This is a genomic window from Dyadobacter linearis (assembly GCF_907165045.1).
In the GTDB taxonomy this organism is placed as follows: domain Bacteria; phylum Bacteroidota; class Bacteroidia; order Cytophagales; family Spirosomataceae; genus Dyadobacter; species Dyadobacter linearis.
Window position 1 is genome coordinate 569,228 of the sequence record NZ_CAJRAU010000003.1, and the last position, 17,759, is coordinate 586,986.

14 protein-coding genes are annotated in these 17,759 nt (G+C 42.4%); 11 read left to right on the forward strand and 3 right to left on the reverse strand.

The features are described from left to right. Nucleotides 1-22: 22 nt before the first annotated feature. A complete protein-coding gene (locus tag KOD92_RS12865; protein ID WP_215233975.1) occupies nt 23-1,096 on the forward strand; it encodes an EpsG family protein in 1,074 nt (357 codons plus the stop codon). Between the two features lie 6 nt (nt 1,097-1,102). Continuing rightward, nucleotides 1,103-2,242 carry a hypothetical protein gene (locus KOD92_RS12870; protein WP_215233976.1) on the forward strand — a complete coding sequence of 380 codons (1,140 nt, stop codon included), beginning with the start codon at nt 1,103-1,105 and terminating at the stop codon, nt 2,240-2,242. Here KOD92_RS12870 and KOD92_RS12875 read toward each other — a convergent pair. Together KOD92_RS12875 and KOD92_RS12880 are read right to left on the reverse strand one after the other, a co-directional pair. Beyond that, nucleotides 2,235-3,014: an FkbM family methyltransferase gene (locus tag KOD92_RS12875; protein WP_215233977.1), complete on the reverse strand. Its 780-nt coding sequence runs from the start codon at nt 3,012-3,014 to the stop codon at nt 2,235-2,237. The genes KOD92_RS12870 and KOD92_RS12875 overlap by 8 nt on opposite strands. Nucleotides 3,015-3,046: 32 nt before the next feature. Further along, the gene (locus tag KOD92_RS12880; RefSeq protein WP_215233978.1) at nt 3,047-4,180 is read right to left on the reverse strand and encodes a glycosyltransferase family 4 protein; all 1,134 of its coding nucleotides are present in this window, start codon (nt 4,178-4,180) and stop codon (nt 3,047-3,049) included. A 144-nt stretch (nt 4,181-4,324) separates the two neighbouring features. Here KOD92_RS12880 and KOD92_RS12885 point away from each other — a divergent pair, with 144 nt between their 5' ends. The 9 genes from KOD92_RS12885 to KOD92_RS12925 all read left to right on the forward strand — a co-directional run bounded on the left by KOD92_RS12885 (nt 4,325) and on the right by KOD92_RS12925 (nt 17,345). After that, nucleotides 4,325-5,533 (forward strand): hypothetical protein, encoded by a 1,209-nt coding sequence (locus KOD92_RS12885; protein WP_215233979.1) that lies wholly within the window; start codon nt 4,325-4,327, stop codon nt 5,531-5,533. Then, a complete protein-coding gene (locus KOD92_RS12890; RefSeq protein WP_215233980.1) occupies nt 5,533-6,639 on the forward strand; it encodes a glycosyltransferase family 4 protein in 1,107 nt (368 codons plus the stop codon). Before KOD92_RS12885 ends, KOD92_RS12890 begins: the two co-directional genes overlap by 1 nt. 304 nt (nt 6,640-6,943) lie before the next feature. Further along, nucleotides 6,944-9,139, forward strand: coding sequence for a glycoside hydrolase family protein (locus KOD92_RS12895; protein WP_215233981.1), 2,196 nt, complete (start codon nt 6,944-6,946; stop codon nt 9,137-9,139). A 279-nt stretch (nt 9,140-9,418) separates the two neighbouring features. Then, nucleotides 9,419-10,546: a glycosyltransferase family 4 protein gene (locus KOD92_RS12900; RefSeq protein ID WP_215233982.1), complete on the forward strand. Its 1,128-nt coding sequence runs from the start codon at nt 9,419-9,421 to the stop codon at nt 10,544-10,546. Continuing rightward, nucleotides 10,543-11,565, forward strand: coding sequence for an NAD-dependent epimerase/dehydratase family protein (locus KOD92_RS12905; protein ID WP_215233983.1), 1,023 nt, complete (start codon nt 10,543-10,545; stop codon nt 11,563-11,565). Before KOD92_RS12900 ends, KOD92_RS12905 begins: the two co-directional genes overlap by 4 nt. Before the next feature lie 237 nt (nt 11,566-11,802). Next, nucleotides 11,803-12,804 carry a sugar transferase gene (locus tag KOD92_RS12910; protein WP_215233984.1) on the forward strand — a complete coding sequence of 334 codons (1,002 nt, stop codon included), beginning with the start codon at nt 11,803-11,805 and terminating at the stop codon, nt 12,802-12,804. A gap of 41 nt (nt 12,805-12,845) precedes the next feature. Further along, nucleotides 12,846-14,267 (forward strand): capsule assembly Wzi family protein, encoded by a 1,422-nt coding sequence (locus KOD92_RS12915; protein ID WP_215233985.1) that lies wholly within the window; start codon nt 12,846-12,848, stop codon nt 14,265-14,267. 51 nt (nt 14,268-14,318) lie between these two features. After that, nucleotides 14,319-15,761 (forward strand): capsule assembly Wzi family protein, encoded by a 1,443-nt coding sequence (locus tag KOD92_RS12920; protein WP_215233986.1) that lies wholly within the window; start codon nt 14,319-14,321, stop codon nt 15,759-15,761. Nucleotides 15,762-15,866: 105 nt separating this feature from the next. After that, complete coding sequence (locus KOD92_RS12925) at nt 15,867-17,345, forward strand: capsule assembly Wzi family protein (RefSeq protein ID WP_215233987.1); 1,479 nt, start codon at nt 15,867-15,869, stop codon at nt 17,343-17,345. Here the strand turns inward: KOD92_RS12925 and KOD92_RS12930 are convergent. Continuing rightward, a complete protein-coding gene (locus KOD92_RS12930) occupies nt 17,339-17,737 on the reverse strand; it encodes an HIT family protein (protein WP_215233988.1) in 399 nt (132 codons plus the stop codon). The two genes, KOD92_RS12925 and KOD92_RS12930, sit on opposite strands and share 7 nt — an antisense overlap. Nucleotides 17,738-17,759 lie beyond the last annotated feature (22 nt).

The window sequence follows — 17,759 nt, forward strand, 5'->3', positions numbered from 1 at the left end:
CTTTCGCTTATCAAGCCCATCTATGACGATTTATTTTGTACTTTATTTTGTGTTTTTCGTTTTCACACTTGGTGATCTTTTCATCTCGCGTGAACGCAAAAAGCCTCTATTGGTACCGCTAATTCTTTTAGGAGTTACGATGATTGTCCTTGCAGGCTTGCGCTGGGAAACAGGAACTGACTGGCCAAACTACTTTCGCTATTTCAATACTGTAGAGAAAGTGGATTATGGAAGATCCACCATGGAAATAGGGTACGAATCCTTAGTTCGTTCATTTAAATTCCTTTTCGGCGCGAAATACACTGGCTTTCTTTTTATCTGCGCAACTTTTCTCATTTCACTCACTTATTATACCGTTTACAAGGTAAGTCCCTATCCTATATTTTCATTATTCCTGCTACTATCGTACAGCGTTACAGGAAGTAGCTTTGGTGTGCGACAAGACCTATCTATTTCTCTCACGCTACTCTCTTTTATTTTTATTGAGAAGCGTTCGTTTTATCGGTTTGCTGCCATTGTTTTCATTGCGTCGCTACTCCATAATTCGGCAATTGTATTCTTCCCTGCTTACTATTTATATAAACTGAAATGGAATGTGTTGACTGCACTCTTCTTTCTATTTGTGCTGGCATTGAGTTTCTATATGTCCAGCTATCTTATCCAAACTTTGGGTACTATGGTATCTGAACAGAAAACCGAATTCTACATGGAATTGGGACAGGAGGCTCTTGAAGATCCTTATACCTCATTAATGAAGGGATTATCGGGCAGACTTCTGTTTTTATTTATACTAGCTCCCTTCGTAAATTATTCTGAAGGAGGTAGCAAAGAGTTTAACGGAATATTTAATTTATATGTTTTTGGAATTATCCTCTACACGATCTTTACCCCTATTAGTCCTGTATTTAGCAGGATTGCGCGGTCGTACGATATCTTTCAGATATTAGCTATTCCGTATGCATATTATATTACGAACCGATTTTTTAAGCTGGCATTGATTATGATCATTTTTACATTCTCAATATATAAGTTCCAGTCAATCATCAGAAACGATCCCGGAATATTGGTTCCTTATAAAACTATCTACACAAACTAACAGTTGATGATATACGTAGCCGACATAGCATCCGTTGATGTACAGCACGAGCAATTCAATAAGTCCTTTTTGAAGCTTTTGCGCTTTACATATCCAACGGAGAAAATCCGGTTTATGGGTGAAGTAAGGCATATAGAAAACGTGAAGTCTGACACGACTGATGCCGATTATCAGCAGATTTTTGTTTATAGCAAACGCGGCGGATTTAAAGAGTTTGTCAGGGCATACAGTCAATTTAAAGAGCTGAACAAAATCATTCGATCAATTGATACTGGTGATGATGTACGCTTTTATGTGCTGCTTATTCATCCTTTTGCCCATTTTCTTTTCAAGCTTTTTGGTATAAAGGGGGTGCCAGTGACCATCGTCATGCATGGAGAACTTGAATCTCTTAAATTCAACAAACATTTCCTCAATAAAATATGGGGCTTCTTTCAAAAAATTGCATTGACGGTTAAAAGCACGAATACTTCTTACATTATATTAGGCAAGAGTATTTATCAGAACCTTATTAAAGTATTACCTTCATTTCTTTCGCAAAAAGTAGTTGTACTTGATCACCCGTATCCTTTTTCGGACCAAGCTAATATTGATAAACAGCTGTCTCCTATTGTGTTTTCAACATTAGGAGTGGCAACGAAGGCGAAGAATACACACTATTTTTTCCAACTTGCCGAAGCTGCTACAAAACGAGGATTGGACCACAGGTTTAATATATGCGGCAGAGTTTACAAAAACATGGACGGTTTTCTGAATAACTACGTTAGTTACAAAAAGGACTTTGGCTCACTAACGCGGGAAGAGTTGGATAAAAAGACTGCGGAATCACACGTTACGGTATTTTATTACGAAAATTCAGACTACTCGCTGTGTTCCAGCGGCTCGTTCTGGGATGCCGTTAATGCAGAAATTCCGATGCTATATGTACGCAACGATTATTTCGACTATTATTCATCACTGGTCGGACCACTGGGAATTTCATTCGAGAATCCGGAAGACCTCAATGAATATATTCTGAACAAAGTTGATAAAAGTATTTTGACCGGATCTTCCTATAAACAGTTTATAGCAAATATCCGGTCACTTAAATACGAATATATGGCGATGGACAGGCTATCCCGCCAGCTTAAAGGGAATGTTATTTAGCCTGTTTAGGAAGCAGATCTCTGTTGACGATAATTGTATTTTCACCCATCTGACCAAAACTATATTTATTAAAAGAGCTGTTGATTGCTGTAAAAAAGGGTCTTGAACAGCCTTCCAGCATCCAATCATGGAGTTCTATTACAATAACCTTAACCCTGGGAAGCCACTCCGCAAAGTTTTCTTCGAATAACTGTTTTTCCGCGGTTTCAATGTCAAGTTTAAGAAGATCAATGTATTCAATATTGAACTCATTAAGAAGGTCACTGATAGTTATAGTCTGGAATTCACCAGAGACTTCGTTCGTGTCGCTGATCTCCTCAGCAACCATTCCCCATTTTCCCAGGCCATACTTGTCCACCATTCTGCTCCGTTGATTCTTTGACCATAATCCGGCTTTCTTGATATGAATGTCTGAGTATGTAGCAGTATTCTTCCTCAGCATTTCAAAATTGTCCTCATCAGGCTCAATGGCAATGATTTTGGCATTCGGATATTTATTTTTGAAATACACACTGGACAACCCGATATTGGCCCCGCCATCAATGATGACCTTTGGCTCGAAACCCAGGTTAAGGTCATATTCATGTTTCAGAAAAATTTGTCCGAAAACTCCTGAATCGGAAGTACCGGGCCGCAGGTGAACAGGCGCTTTAATATTCGGCAGGTGAACAACCTTGTTGGACTTAAGCTTTCGGCCTATCAAATACGAAAATCCTTTAATTACACCTAAGTTGATAAAGTAAGGGAGCAGCTTTTGAATTTTTTTCAGCATCGTGTATAGTTATAAAGTGAAGATTTAATTCATCAAATGTCTGATATCAGTTTTGTTATAGCTTTACCAGCCACATCCCAGTTCAGCCTGCTTTCATATTCATTAAAAGAAGACAGGCACAACTCATTATACCTAGTCGTATTCCTATATACTGACTCTATATAAGATACATATAAATCTGCATCTGAATCCAGTGAAAATGTTCTGCCATTCACATCATTCTTCAAAATCGTTGGAATGCCCCCTACCTGCGTCGTAATGCATGGCAAGCCGAATGAATTTGCCTCTGAAAAGACCACCGGCGTGCAATCTGCGCGGGTCGGCAATAATAGGAAGTGACTTTCTGTCAATAGCTTATCCATCAACTGCTTGCCTTCGGACTTCGCCTTGCTAATGAATCCGTAATTGATGACGTTCGGCGGAGTTTGCTTAAACGGAAAGTTTTTGACACCCGCAATATGTAATGTCGCTTTTAAACCGCGCTCATTAAGGAGATTCACTATTTCTAATGCAAGATCGCCTCCTTTTCTTAACCAGTCAACTCCCAGAAAGAGGAGGTGGCATTCAGTCTTGCTTCTATATGAAACGATATTCTTGATCTCATTCAGGCTTCTCCCCGACTCCATATTTGATCCGAAGGGAACAATCCTTATTTTAGCAGGGTCTGCTCCATAGTGCTGAATAGCGGTTTCAGCTGCCCATTCTGAGGAATAAATGGCCAGTTGACAGGAATCTAGTGCACTTTGTTCAATGATATTGCCGCTTTTTATTGTATCAGGAGAAAGATTGGATAAGTATTCGTAGAACCCGATCATTCCTGCGAAAGTAGCATCTGTATAGAAAACCTTCGGCTTTGACGTTTCAAGCATGGAAATGGGTAACGTGCCCGGTGATAGGACTACATCAGTATCTTCCTTCAACCTGAATTTCACTTGTTTTGCATATTGTCTGGCAGTATGCACCTCGCGTCCAAAGTCAAAATCCTTCCCTAAAATTTTATAGTACAGTTTTTTGAAGTACATTTCAAGACTTGGAGAAGATTGAAGATCTCCGATAAAGTCAAGCTTATTACCCTGGTTATCAAGAGCTTTTGCAATCATGTACCCCAACCCAGACCAATTGTGAATATCAGATGCGTTGTAAGTTGTAACGTAAGATATTTTCATTCGAAAGAAAATATGTGTGTAATTCGCAAATCTAACATCTTTTCTGCAAAAATGGCCCGGTAAGTTAGAAGCGAATCTGTGGCAAGATTTTATAGAAACACACAAAGTAACGGTGCCACACATCTATCACCTTAAAACAATATCATGAAAAAAGCTGTTTGTTTTATCCTCATCGCTGCCGCTGTTGTTTGTCAACAAAATCTTTCTGCCCAGACACGTGAGAAAATGCTTAGGGATAGTACGATGAAATATGGTGTCGAAATCGAGCCTTATCTCAAAAAAGCCAGTGGAGGGAAGATCGTGAAGGACTTCAATTACTCGCCTTATATTAATAAATTCCTGAAAGAAAACAAGTATGTCAAGTTTCCTCCTTATCCTATTTCTATTGGAACAGACGATTCTTTCGAAGGTTACAAACGGCACATTTCGGTTTCGTCGGGCAACCGACTATACTTTCCAAAAGGCAGTTCGCTGGTATGTCCGACTACCTTGAAGACGAATGGTTATATGTGTTTCATTGCCTGGGATGTTAAAAATGTATTCATAGACGGGATCAATCTTGTGGGTAGTAAGGCAAATCCGGATTACAAAACATCTGAATACGGCGCAGGAATTGCGATGTATGCACCAGTTAATGTGCTGGTTTCCAATGCGACGGTCACTAAAAGCTCTGGTGATGGTGTAACTGTCCGGGTTCAATGGAAAAAGCAAAGTAGGGACATTACCATCAATAAACTTACCGTTACAGACGCAACCCGCGTTGGAATGCTGGTAACAGGTATTATCAATGGGACATTCCGGGATATTACCATTGATGGAACTGGCGAGGAAGATAAAGCTAAGGTCGTAAAACCTCAAACCGGGCTAAGTTTCGAGCCGAACGACTGCACCAGCCGATACGTGAATTGTAAGTTTTACAATCTGCAAACTAAAAACAATCTTGGTCCGGTGCTTGCTACAACCAACTTCTACAATATTTTTACGAAAAATACTTGTGGAGTTAACAAGATTGATATCCTGATCAACAAATGGACCGACTATACTGATCATCCTATGGCTTACGGCGCATCTTTCGCGATAGGGAGTGGCGATATGACACCTTACGATACCAAAGACATTTCCGGGACTTTCAAGATCATCAATCCGACCATTATCAAAAACACTGAAAAGCCTAATTATTACTTCTTTCAGGGAACAAATGAAAGCAGAAAAGGCGGTGTAAAATATACATTGACCAACCTCAAACTGGTACATCAGGGTAAGGAATTTACGCTTAAGAATCGTGCAAGTAATGAGAAGATCAAGAATATGATCAATCAGGCCAACGCAAGCAATAAAGTATTAATCAATTAGTGACACACGGAGAGTTGAATAGCAAGAAAAGGGTCACCTATGTGCTTCATGATATTGCAATAGGAGGAGTGGAAGTCGCACTGATTTCTGCAATACCCGCGTTGATGGCGCAATATTCACTGACTATTATAGTACTTGGAAAGATCGATGCCAGAATGATTGCTCATCTTAACGATAATGAGAAAAGTGTTTTCAAGTCACTGGATTTCCCACTATCAACTTATCCTTTCAGACTTTTCTTTTTAGTAGGAAAAATCTTAAAATCAAAGCCGGATATCTTGATCTGTTCGCTGTGGCGCAGCGCTTTACTTGGTACATTAGCTAAGTATGTCCGACGTCATATCCGATTTTATGCATTTGTCCATAACACTGCTTTTCCACATCTTCCCGCCAGGTACTTCAACGAAAGAGCAGCCAAGGCAGCGGACGTAGTTCTTACCGATAGCGTCGCCACTAAGGTGTATGTTGAAGCGAAGTTCACTCCAAAAGCACCCGTCAGAGTTGTGTCTTTTTTGACGAGACCTACACCTATAAAACGTAGCAAAGATTTGCCAATTGCCGGCGAGGAAGTAAGATTTATATTTTTAGGGCGGATCAACAAAGTGAAGAATCTACCTGCCGCCATTGACCTGATCCAGTATTTACAAAAAAAATCTATCAATGCGACCCTCGATATTTTCGGTCGGAATGACGATGGCACCGAAGATATTCTTAAACAATATGTTGCCGCAAATGGCCTCGGTCAGATAATCCGTTTCAAAGGCGAAGTGACAGGTGCCGACAAATGGAATGTTTTCCGGCCATATCATCTTTACGTTCAACTAAGCTTTGCCGAAGGAATGGCGATGAGCGTAACCGAGGCTATGCAAAATGGGTTGGTGTGCATCGTTTCACCAGTAGGTGAGATTCCTAATTACGCTAGCGATATGCAATCTGCCGTTTTTGTTGACGCGAATGGTGCGGACAGGCGCGACGATCAGTTTGAAAAAGTACTCCGAGTGGTCACTGACCCAAAAATATTCGAAATGCTTTCGCAGAATGCACATGCGCACTTCCTTTCTCAAAGGTTATACTCCGACTCACTCATAGAGCAGATTGAGTTGTAATTCTTTCTCACCCATTCCCGGGCAATTGTAGTTCCAGCTAGTTCATCAAAATAGCAGATGGTTACAAACTTGACTTCCAGACCGTATCATTGATTTTTTATTTACCGTAAATTTTATTAAGAAAAAATGTAGTACTAATTGTTGGCTTTAAGTGGCGAATAAGCCCCTCATTGCCACATTTCGTAGTAAACCTGCTGACACTTAACTGATTATTGTAGAACTAGTTTTGGTATACGATTTTGTATATGTAGAATCTCTTGATATTTTTGTAGCTATATTTCAAGAACATTCTAAACATACGCTCGTGAGAAATTCTATTATAGGTAAAATTGCTTCTACCCTCCTCCTGTTGGCAATTGCATTTAGCACCCATGCTAAGCACGTAATTGATCCGATCAAGTTCACGATCAGTACAAAAGCTACACATGTAGGATTAAACGAAGAATTTCAAATCGATATTCAGGCAAGCTACATGTACATACCAGCCAGTACCGTGTTTGTCTTCGAAGGCTCTAATGCCTTCCGTTTGAAACTTATACTTCCTGATGGTTTCGAGCAGACCGGTGGCTCATTCTCTGATTTCAGTGGAGCCGAACTTTCTTCAACGAAACCTTATGTATCCTACACGGTGAAAGGGAAGTTCACGCGTAATTCAGGTGATGGGATATTCCAGCTGCTTAGAAGTCATCGGAAGGCGGACAATCAAAGTACCTACATTGCAGTGTCCCAATTGAAATTCCATCCTGACGAAGGTCAGGAGTTGGCAATGGAAGATTCTTCTGCACGGGTGGCTGCAACCAATGCAACGCTGAGCTACATTCCTTACCTTACGATTGCACAACTGCGGGCAGGCGTAGCTGATACCGCGTCGGCAGTTTTCATCACGGATGAGGGAAGATATGGCCTATTCAGATATAATTCTTCTTCCGCAGGCGCCGATGACGGAGCGATGACATTGGTCGCCCCTGGCCGAAGATACGAACGCGTTTATGAGGGTGCTGTTAATGTAAGATGGTTTGGAATAGTTGCTGACGGAACTAATGATCAGTCTGCTGCCATCCAGAAAATGCTGGACAACGCGAAATACCGAAATGTGTTTTTCCCCAAAGGAACTGCCTCATACCGCATAAAAACCATCCGTATCTGGAGTAATTCAACTCTGACTTTTGAAGAGGGTACCGTTGTGGAAGGAATGGGGACACTGTCGGCAGCTCAGAAAATGATGTACATGTACGATGTTTCGAACATTAATATCAAGGCCAACGGAGTTGTATTTAAAGACAAAAAAGCGTCCTATACCTCCGGTCAGCAGCGGCATATCTTTTCTATGGAAGGAGTTGCGAATGTTATTCTGGAGGGAATGGCAGCAAATGATAGTGGCGGAGATGGATTTTATGTCGGCTCCGCGAGTGTAAGGAAGATCAGTGAGAACATCAAGCTTATCAACGTTTCGGCCAATAATAACAGAAGACAGGGGCTTTCTATCACTTCCATCCGCAACATTGATGTAATTAATTCCACTTTTACCAACACGATCGGTGAGGGACCTCAGTCCGGAATTGATATTGAAGCCAGTAATACTTTGCAGCGCCTGGAAGGTATCAGAATTCAAAATCCTGTAACAGGTGGTAACAAAGGCCCGGGAATTGTAATCAGCCCGGGAGTATTGGCCGGAACCGGATATCTGATCGATATTAATATCACAAACCATATTGATGACGGAAGTCAGTTCGGCTTATTGGCAATTTCAGTAAAAAACACGCTGGGAGGATCAGTAACGATACAAAACCCGATCTGGAAGAATGCGAAGCTCAATGGTTTTGTTGCCAGAAACTGGGGATACCGGGCGTGTGCGGTGATGGTTATCAATCCTTCTGTAATCAACTGCAATACTGCCGCAAGTACCTCTCCCACCGCGAGCGCAGCCTTTTACGTTCATCGGGAAGCGGCAGATAATGGAGATACGCATATTGGTAACATTCACATTATCAGCCCAAGAATATCGGATACCAGAGCTACCAAGCTTAGCACCCGGGCATTTAGTTTCAAAGATTGGAACAGCTCAAACAAGATTTTGAATTGCAGCATTCTTAACCCGGTTAAATCAGGAGACTACTTCCCCCAGAATAATATGATCGTCAATGCTGAATTAACGCTGTCGGACTCAAACAAAACGATGGTCCATGAGATAGGCAATGCAGGAACAATGGCAGATCATACTTATTACAGACCGTTATACATCAACCAAACGTCGACAAGCGGGCGGAATGTGGTTCTTGGAAAAGTTAATGCAGGATGGCCGGAAGTCACCATCGAAGTGAGATCTCCTTATAATATTTACATTGTGCCGAACGCAACTGACAATATTATGCCGCTTGCTCCAACAAACGGAAAGTGGATTACCAGCAAGGTCGTAGGCAGCAGAATGCGCCTTCGAAAGACACTTGATAATACCTGGACGATTGTCGAAATGACTGGAACCTGGACAGTTCAACCGTAAGCCAATATGCAGGTAATTAATCAGCCGGTAAATCAAAAGTTTACCGGCTGATCTGTTTTCATAGCCCTTAGAAAATTTACCACTCTACTTTTTGCAACGCGAGACTGGTAGTTTTGACATTTAAAAGTATTTTTGAAAATGTTTAATACCACACTAGCGACTTTATGTACTCAGCAGCAGCTTTAAGACAGCCTTGCTTCACCAAAGGCGATTCAGAATTCCATCAAATGGATTCTCCTCTTATTCTTGATCAGGCATTTTTGACTTGTATTTTCAGAAATGACCGGTAAAAACATCCTTCTTCTCGCCCATGACGGGGAAGATTTTTTCAAAGCCAGAATCTCTTTTGCAAAATATCTCAGGCAGCAGGGATATCAGGTGTTCGTCATGCTTCCGCAGGACAAATATACCGACCTCATCAATGAGCACGGATTTACTGTTCAGAATTCCAGTTTAGAGAGAGACAATACCAATCCGCTAAACCTTGTCAAAACGATTTTCGAGGTACGTGAATTTGCACATCAGAATAAGATAGATCTGGTGCATTCCTTCAAATTCGTCCCCAACCTGATCAATTCTTTCTCCAATATCTTCACGTCCAGGCGCGTCGTATTGCACATTGCCGGTCTGGGAATTGCATTTGCGAATACCGGATTGAAATACCGTTTCTTGAAACTTGTCCAGCAGATACTCTTTCTGATCCAGTTTCTTCGGGCGAATCTTGTCATTATTCAAAATCCGGACGATTACGATGATTTTCTGTTCAAAAGATCTTTCAGGAATAAGATCAAAGTAGTAAAAGGAAGTGGGGTTGATATTGAAAAATTTGCGCCCGACAGAACTGAAAATGTAATTAAAAGCTCGAAAGTGACCTTTTTGTGCACTACCCGGCTTATCTGGGAAAAGGGAATTGCTGAAATGGTAGAGGCTTTTGAATCCCTGCCGGCAAACCTGAAAGAGAACCTCCAACTGCTCATCATAGGAGAACCTGACGATAAAAACCCGCGCACTGTGACCCGCGATTTTATTGACAAGTTTCAGACAAATAGCTTAATTCGTTTTCTGGGCCGACAAAATAACATTTCACAATTCCTCAACGCGTCGGACGTTTTTATACTTCCCAGCTATTACCGGGAAGGCATTCCCAGGAGTATTTTGGAAGCACTTGCCTGCGGCCTGCCTGTTATCACCACCAATGTCCCAGGCTGCAATCTGACCGTAATCCAGGACAAGAACGGATATATTATCAAACCCCGTTCCGCAACTGAGATCAAAAATGCGGTGATAAAAATGTTGTCGAAACAGTCGGAATGGAAAGCAATGGGTGAGGCAAGCCGGCAACTTGCATTGGAAGAATTCTCAGAAGAAACCGTTTACAGTCAAATAGTTAAGTTATATCGATCATGAAAGTACTGGTTACTGGTGCGGCAGGTTTCATTGGTTTTCACCTGGTCCAAAAACTGGTTGAAAATGGACATAGTGTTGTTGGAATCGATAATATCAACGATTATTATTCGGTCGATCTGAAACTGGACCGGTTGCGTGAATGCGGAATAGAGATCGATGACGCTATTGACGGAAAAGAATATTCAAGTTCAAAGAGCAGCTACGTTTTTCATAAGCTCGATCTCACAGAAATGGACGAGCTATCGCAACTTTTTGAAGCCAATCGGTTTGACTACGTTGTCAATCTGGCCGCCCAGGCTGGCATTCGTTACAGTATGGAAAACCCGCGCAGCTATCTCAAATCCAACGTCGAGGGCTTCTTCAATATCCTGGAATGTTGCAGGCTTTTCCCACCGCGAAAGCTGGTTTACGCGAGTAGTTCAAGTGTTTACGGCCTGAACACGGAACAACCGTTTGCGATTGAACAGAAGTCAGAAACGCCGATCAATATATACGCGGCCTCGAAAAAGGCGAACGAGCTGATGGCGCACGCTTACAGTCACTTATACGATTTTACGACCGTCGGCCTGCGATTCTTTACGGTTTACGGGCCCTGGGGCCGGCCGGATATGGCCCCTTTCCTATTCGCCGACGCCATTACCAAAGGGAACCCCATTACCGTTTACAACAACGGGCTGATGAAACGCGATTTTACCTACATAGATGATATTGTGGACGGCATCGTTAGTGTCTTAGATACTGATTTGTCTGCCAAATACCAGGTTTTCAATATTGGAAACGGCAAGCCAGTGGATCTGCTCCATTTCATAACCTGCCTGGAAAATGCATTCGGACAAGAAGCGGTGAAAAATATGCGTGAAATGGCTCCCGGTGATATCGTTTCGACATGGGCGGACACGGAAACACTCCGGAACTCGACGGGCTACGCACCAAAAATAGATATTGAAGATGGAGTTGCAGCGTTCGTATCCTGGTTCAAAACTTACAATAGAGTTGGGTCGACAGTTTCCGCAGAATAATTGAAACGAACTTTATTTATAGAAACAAGTGGAGGCTGATAATCAAAATAATTCAATAGTTTTTAAAACATTATGCTTACTGCCTCATTAGTAAGCCTTTTTGTTTCCGGCATCATCAAAAAATTATATTTATTTACAAAAACATAATTTCCTTTTTAGAAAGTTTATAACTAAACTTGTGTTCCGAACACACAAAAGTTAACACAACACTATCTCTCTCATTAAAAATACACACATATGAGCAATACATACGTATCTGAGAAACGGTATATTCATCGCTTATTAAGTAAAAATTCCGTTTCTGAAGAGGTACTGATTGTCACAAGTTATGATTACTTTTTGCAGAAATATGATCTCGCTCTGCTTCTGAAAAAATATAAGGAGATCATTCTGATACCCCACAGTTCTGATGACGATTATCTTCTCAACCACACGGTAAGGCCGATGCTGGACAAGTTCGAGAAGATCCACTTAGTCACAAATCCCCAATACGATCGCAGAAACCGGGTTATATACGAGCTGGTTGTCCGCAAAAACAAATCGATCCGGATTAATACCGTTTACGACTTTTGCGAAAAGATCCTTAAAAAAGTTTACATCCCTGACGACGTTTCAGAAATAAATCCCAATCTGCTTTCCCTGCCATCATTCGGAAAGAGAGTTAGATATCCAAAGAAAATTATTGACGTCTGCATTTCTATCATTCTTTTCCTTTGCACGTTCCCGCTCTGGATACTCAGTTATTTCAGAATAAAAATGCAATCGCCCGGGCCTATATTTTACTACCAGGAAAGGGTGGGAATGAATAACGAAGCGTTTAAATGCATTAAGTTCCGTTCTATGCGGCTCGATGCAGAGCAGAACGGAGCCTCATTTTCGAAGAAGAACGATAGCAGAACTTTTTCTTACGGTTCTTTCATGCGGCAAACCCGTATTGACGAACTTCCTCAGCTGATCAATATTTTCAGAAGAGACCTTTCGCTGATCGGTCCGCGTCCGGAAAGGCAGGTTTTTACTGAAACCTTCGACGAAACGATTCCCTATTATAACATGCGGCATAATATCAAACCCGGAATCACCGGATATGCCCAGGTTATGTATTCTTACGGGGCAGGAGTTTTCGATGCGCGGCACAAATTGATGTATGATCTATATTACATCAAAAATTGGAGCCTTTATTTAGAGCTTAAAATCATCCTGCTGACCGCCGTTGTTATCCTACGCAAAAGAGGCAGGTAGTGTTTTCACTATAATGCTTTACAGGTATAACACGCTGATGAATGAGGGTTACTTTTCTAACGTTGCTGCTCGCAGTAACCAGTGCCTCGAATATCTTTTCGCAAGATTCCACCTTTTATTATTCGCTCAGGGCCGCCGCAACCGGGTCGTCTCCGGCTGTACCTTTCTGGCTGCATGCCAACAGAAACGGATCAGTTCCCACCCGAAGTTCCTTCGCTCTTTTTGAGGCCACCCTGCACAGGGTATATAACCCCAACAACCCCAGGTTTTTTCAATGGGCTGCCGGCGCTGAGCTGGTTGCAAATGCCGGAAAAAAATCAACCGCATTTTTCTCAGACTTATTTATAGCAGGAAAAGCCGGCCCGTTTGAATTAAGTGTCGGACAACGAAACCGGGCAATGGGCCTGGCAGATTCCATGCTGACGAGCGGTTCGTTTGCGATGTCGGCCAATTTTCGCCCGTATCCCAAAATTGAGCTCAGCACGGTTCGTTTCGTTAGTTTGCTTCCGCTGAATGATATTATCTCTTTCAAATTTTCGTATTCCGATGGGCTTTTGGGTCCGGCAAATGTGCATTACGGCAACATTGATCGTGTAAGCGAGACTTACTTCCATCAAAAATCGATTTATATTAAGCTTGGCAGGTACCGGCACCGGTTAAATCTTTTCGCCGGGTTCAATCACCAGGTAATGTGGGGAAGCGAAGACCAGATTTTCAGCGGCGGGCTGAAAATGGAACAAGCGTACAGTTACATTGTTTTTGGGAAACCCTGGGCGGCGAGTCGGGTGGGCAATCATTTTGGAACGATTGACGTAGCCGCTGAATGGAAGGGTGATCAATGGACGTCCTTTTTATACCGGCAAAATGTTTATGAAGATGGTTCACTAAGCAACCTGAGTAATCTGGCAGATGGTCTGAACGGATTCAGGATCAAGCGAAATTCAACAAATGAGATAGTCCGCTCTGTTCGACTCAATACAATGCTACTTGAATTTCTCTATACAAAAAACCAGGGAGGAAATGTATTTGACTTTGCGACCGGCACTTTCGGACGAGACAATTATTTCAACCATTACGTCTACAACCAGGGCTGGTCTTACCGCGGCCGAAGCCTGGGCACGCCATTTATCGCACCGCAGCATTTAATCCGCAAAAATTTACAAACATCACCAGCACTTTTTACACCCAATAACAGATTGTTCGCCTATCACCTCGGCCTCGCCGTATCGTATGGAAGGGCGAATTTTATCTTCAAAGGCAGTCACTCATTCAACTTTGGCTCCTACTCCACCGAATTCCCCCGGACTGTAAGACAGACCTCACTTTTGTTTTCTATCAATACCCCTTTATCTGCCAGGAAAAATGACCGGCTGACAATCGATTTGGCCACAGATTTTGGCAAGTTGTTCCCTAATAGCGCCGCGCTGATGGTTGGATGGAAAAAATCCGGTTTTATCCGATAACTTTGGCAAAATATCAATTGATCAACGGAGGAATAACTTCTTTATACTTAAATGCCCTTTCCCGTCTGCCAGATTCGATTCTGTCTAATCCTCTGCATTTCCTGCTTTGCTTTTACTGCTTTCTCTCAGGACTCAACGCTTTATTATAAAGGTTCGATCACAGCGGCAGGCGCCACTGGCCGAACACCTTTCTGGCAATATGCCAATCAGCACGGTAGCGTACCGCTGGACGGTAACTTCGGGCTGGCAGATGTAGGTATTTACAAAATTTACAACCCTAATAACCCGAGAACATTTCAGTGGAGTGGCGGGATTCAAGGAATAGGCAGCTATGGTAAATCGGGTAATGCATTTTTGTCAGACGCATATCTTGCTGCCAAAATAAACGTGTTTGAAATTCTGGCGGGGCAGAAGAGAATGGTTACCGGGTTGATGGATACGACGATGACTTCCGGCTCCTTATCGATGGCTGGCAATTCGCGCCCATTCCCACGGGTACAAATCGCAATTCCCAAATACTTCCCACTTTTTTTCACTAATAATTTCGTCGCATTCAAGTTTTCCTATTCCGACGGTTACCTTGGCTCGAGCAGGATTAATTATGGCAGCGTAAATTGGATACCAAACTCCTATTTTCACCATAAGAGTCTGTATTTCAGGATCGGAGGAAAGCAGGATCACTATAAAATATATGCAGGAGTTAACCATCAGGCAGTTTGGGGAGGCGAGGCAGAGACTACTCCGCTACGGAAGCTTGACCCGCCGACTGCCTATTTGTACACGATCATTGGCAAGACTGTCGATTACAGAAAAATCGGAAATCACTTCGGTACCGTAGATATAGGGGGAGAATGGAAAGGAAAGAACTGGTCGTATTTCATATACAGGCAAAATATTTACGAAACGGGTTCTCTTTTCAAGATCATTAATTATACTGACGGGTTGAATGGAGTAAGTGTTAAAAGACTCAAGCCGCTTCCGAAAAGTAAGACCTATTTTGCATTTCAATCCTTTCTGCTTGAAGTACTTGGAACTCAGAATCAGATCAACAAGAATCCACTTTCCGGACTGGCAATTTTTGAAAGTGGCAACTATTACAACAGTTACCTATTCAACCGGGGCTGGTCATATTACGGAAGTGGCATTGGCACTCCTTTGATACCGAATGCAGGAAATACGAGGGAAGAATTACCGTGGAGTAAGTCGGAGTTCACCAATAATAATCGGCTGTGGGCGTTTCATACTGGTATAACCGCCACCTGGATGAATTTGAGGCTCGCATTCAAAGGCACATATTCCCGGAATTCAGGGACTTTTATAAGTGACTTCGGTTCGGTTAAACAGCAGGCTTCGGTGATTTTGAATGTTGAAAAAAATATAAAGGTTTTAAAAGGAAGTACAGTTTTCACGAGTATATCTTCTGATTTTGGTGATCTGTACGAGAATTCAACCGGCATAATGATCGGCTTTCGAAAGAGCGGATTTATTGATTAACGCCTGTTTTCTGGCCTGAATGCAATATGAAAACCGAAAAGTAATACCTATTTTTACCAGAATGGCACCATTATACACATCGCGGAAAAGCATGAGGGTATTTATATGAGATATCATTATCTACTTTTTTTATTACTGTTACCACTCATCGGTTTTCCCCAATCCGATAGTAAGCAACCTGAGATTTACACAGATTCCACCACGAACTATATTGAATTGCTGGGAGCGGGTACCACGAATGGCTACATTCCGTTCTGGCAACAGGCCAACCAATTCGGGACAGTGCCAACTATTGGTCCGTTTGGGTCTGCGCGCGCGGGAATTGAAGGATACTGGCCAGTTGCTGATAATCAAAACAGAAATGTGTTCCGAGTCGGAGCCGGCGTTGAGGCGGTCGCTAATGTGGGAGAATTTTCCAAAGTACTTATTCCTCAGCTACATGCGACGATCAGATATAAGAATTGGGAGCTTTATGTGGGCAGAAAAAAACAGTGGGTTGGACTGGCGGATTCTACAATAGGCTCAGGTTCTTATGCCTGGTCCGGAAATGCGCTTCCTATTCCGAAAATTCATCTTGGAACTACCCGTTTTGTCCCGGTACCTTTCACTAAAAAGTGGATCTCATTCCAGGCATTCTATTCAGATGGTATTTTTGAAAGAGACCGGCCTATCACGAGCGGATTGAAATTTCATGAAAAAGCGTTTTACCTCCGCATTGGAAAGCCCAACTCCATACTCAAACTATACGGAGGCTTCAACCACCAGGTCCAGTGGGGCGGAAAATCTCCCTACCTGACAGCTGAGGATGGAAAACTGCCTGACGGATTTTCTAACTATATCAATGCAATAACCGGCGCAATCGGCGGTTCCGGCGACAATATCACGCATTTTGATAGTACCAGCCGCATTGGAAATCACCTGGGTTCTATTGACGCGGCAATCGAAATCGAAACTTATGGAATGAGCATATTCCTTTATCGTCAGTTCGTTTACGAAGATGGTTCTCTGTTTTATTTGACCACCCTGAACGACGGATTGTACGGGGCGAGAATTAAAAAGAAAAACTCTTACGGCGCCAATTTTGAGATTACGGAAGGTGTCTTTGAAATTCTCTATACAAAAAACCAGGGCGGCGATATTTTTGTACTTGGAGATGGTAAATACCGCGGCCACGACAACTATTTCAACAATCAGCAGGTACGCGACGGCTGGTCCTATTTTGGGAGAACGATCGGAACGCCTTTTATTCCACCCGCTTCACAAACCAGCTGGAAATGGCCTTTGTATGCGGACAACTTCACGAGCAATAATCGCGTGCTGCTCTACCACCTTGGGCTCAAAGGAACACTTTTCAGGAAATTGGAGTGGCAAACGAAATTGTCATATTCGCTTAATTACGGAACCTATCTGGAAAAATACCTGAGCGTTCCCAAACAGTTCTCGGGAATATTCGGATTACAAACCAAGGTTGATGTGCTCGGCGGATTGACCGTAAAAGGCTCTTACGCTACTGATATCGGAGATCTTTACCGTCAAACCCACGGTTTCATGCTCGGTATCAGAAAAGACTTCTTCTTTTACTGACCCTGTAAATTTTCACGGATCTGAATAGCCAGCGCAGCCAATTCTTCCTGCGAAATTTTGATCTTTTTGCTAAAATCTGCATCGCCCATGCTATTTAGCGGCAACAGATGAATGTGCGCATGAGGCACTTCCAAACCGATCACACTGACTCCTATTCTGATACACGGAACCGTTTTTTCAAGGGCCGGAACAATGCTTTTGGCAAACAACAACAACCTGGAATAGGTATCATCATCGAGATCGAACAGGTAATCGACCTCCTTTTTGGGAATTACCAGAGTATGTCCGAATGCGATGGGAAATGCGTCGAGAAAAGCCAGGAAATCGTCGCTTTCAGCAATTTTATGCGAAGGAATTTCTCCGTTTACGATCTTTGAAAATATAGAAGCCATTTTGAGAAGTTTGTTTTAAAGG

Bases quoted from the DNA above. Each gene is read 5' to 3' on its own strand.
- KOD92_RS12865 (WP_215233975.1), top strand. From the start codon at position 23: ATGACGATTTATTTTGTACTTTATTTTGTGTTTTTCGTTTTCACACTT.
- KOD92_RS12870 (WP_215233976.1), top strand. From the start codon at position 1,103: ATGATATACGTAGCCGACATAGCATCCGTTGATGTACAGCACGAGCAA.
- KOD92_RS12875 (WP_215233977.1), bottom strand. From the start codon at position 3,014: ATGCTGAAAAAAATTCAAAAGCTGCTCCCTTACTTTATCAACTTAGGT.
- KOD92_RS12880 (WP_215233978.1), bottom strand. From the start codon at position 4,180: ATGAAAATATCTTACGTTACAACTTACAACGCATCTGATATTCACAAT.
- KOD92_RS12885 (WP_215233979.1), top strand. From the start codon at position 4,325: ATGAAAAAAGCTGTTTGTTTTATCCTCATCGCTGCCGCTGTTGTTTGT.
- KOD92_RS12900 (WP_215233982.1), top strand. From the start codon at position 9,419: ATGACCGGTAAAAACATCCTTCTTCTCGCCCATGACGGGGAAGATTTT.
- KOD92_RS12905 (WP_215233983.1), top strand. From the start codon at position 10,543: ATGAAAGTACTGGTTACTGGTGCGGCAGGTTTCATTGGTTTTCACCTG.
- KOD92_RS12910 (WP_215233984.1), top strand. From the start codon at position 11,803: ATGAGCAATACATACGTATCTGAGAAACGGTATATTCATCGCTTATTA.
- KOD92_RS12915 (WP_215233985.1), top strand. From the start codon at position 12,846: ATGAGGGTTACTTTTCTAACGTTGCTGCTCGCAGTAACCAGTGCCTCG.
- KOD92_RS12920 (WP_215233986.1), top strand. From the start codon at position 14,319: ATGCCCTTTCCCGTCTGCCAGATTCGATTCTGTCTAATCCTCTGCATT.
- KOD92_RS12925 (WP_215233987.1), top strand. From the start codon at position 15,867: ATGAGATATCATTATCTACTTTTTTTATTACTGTTACCACTCATCGGT.
- KOD92_RS12930 (WP_215233988.1), bottom strand. From the start codon at position 17,737: ATGGCTTCTATATTTTCAAAGATCGTAAACGGAGAAATTCCTTCGCAT.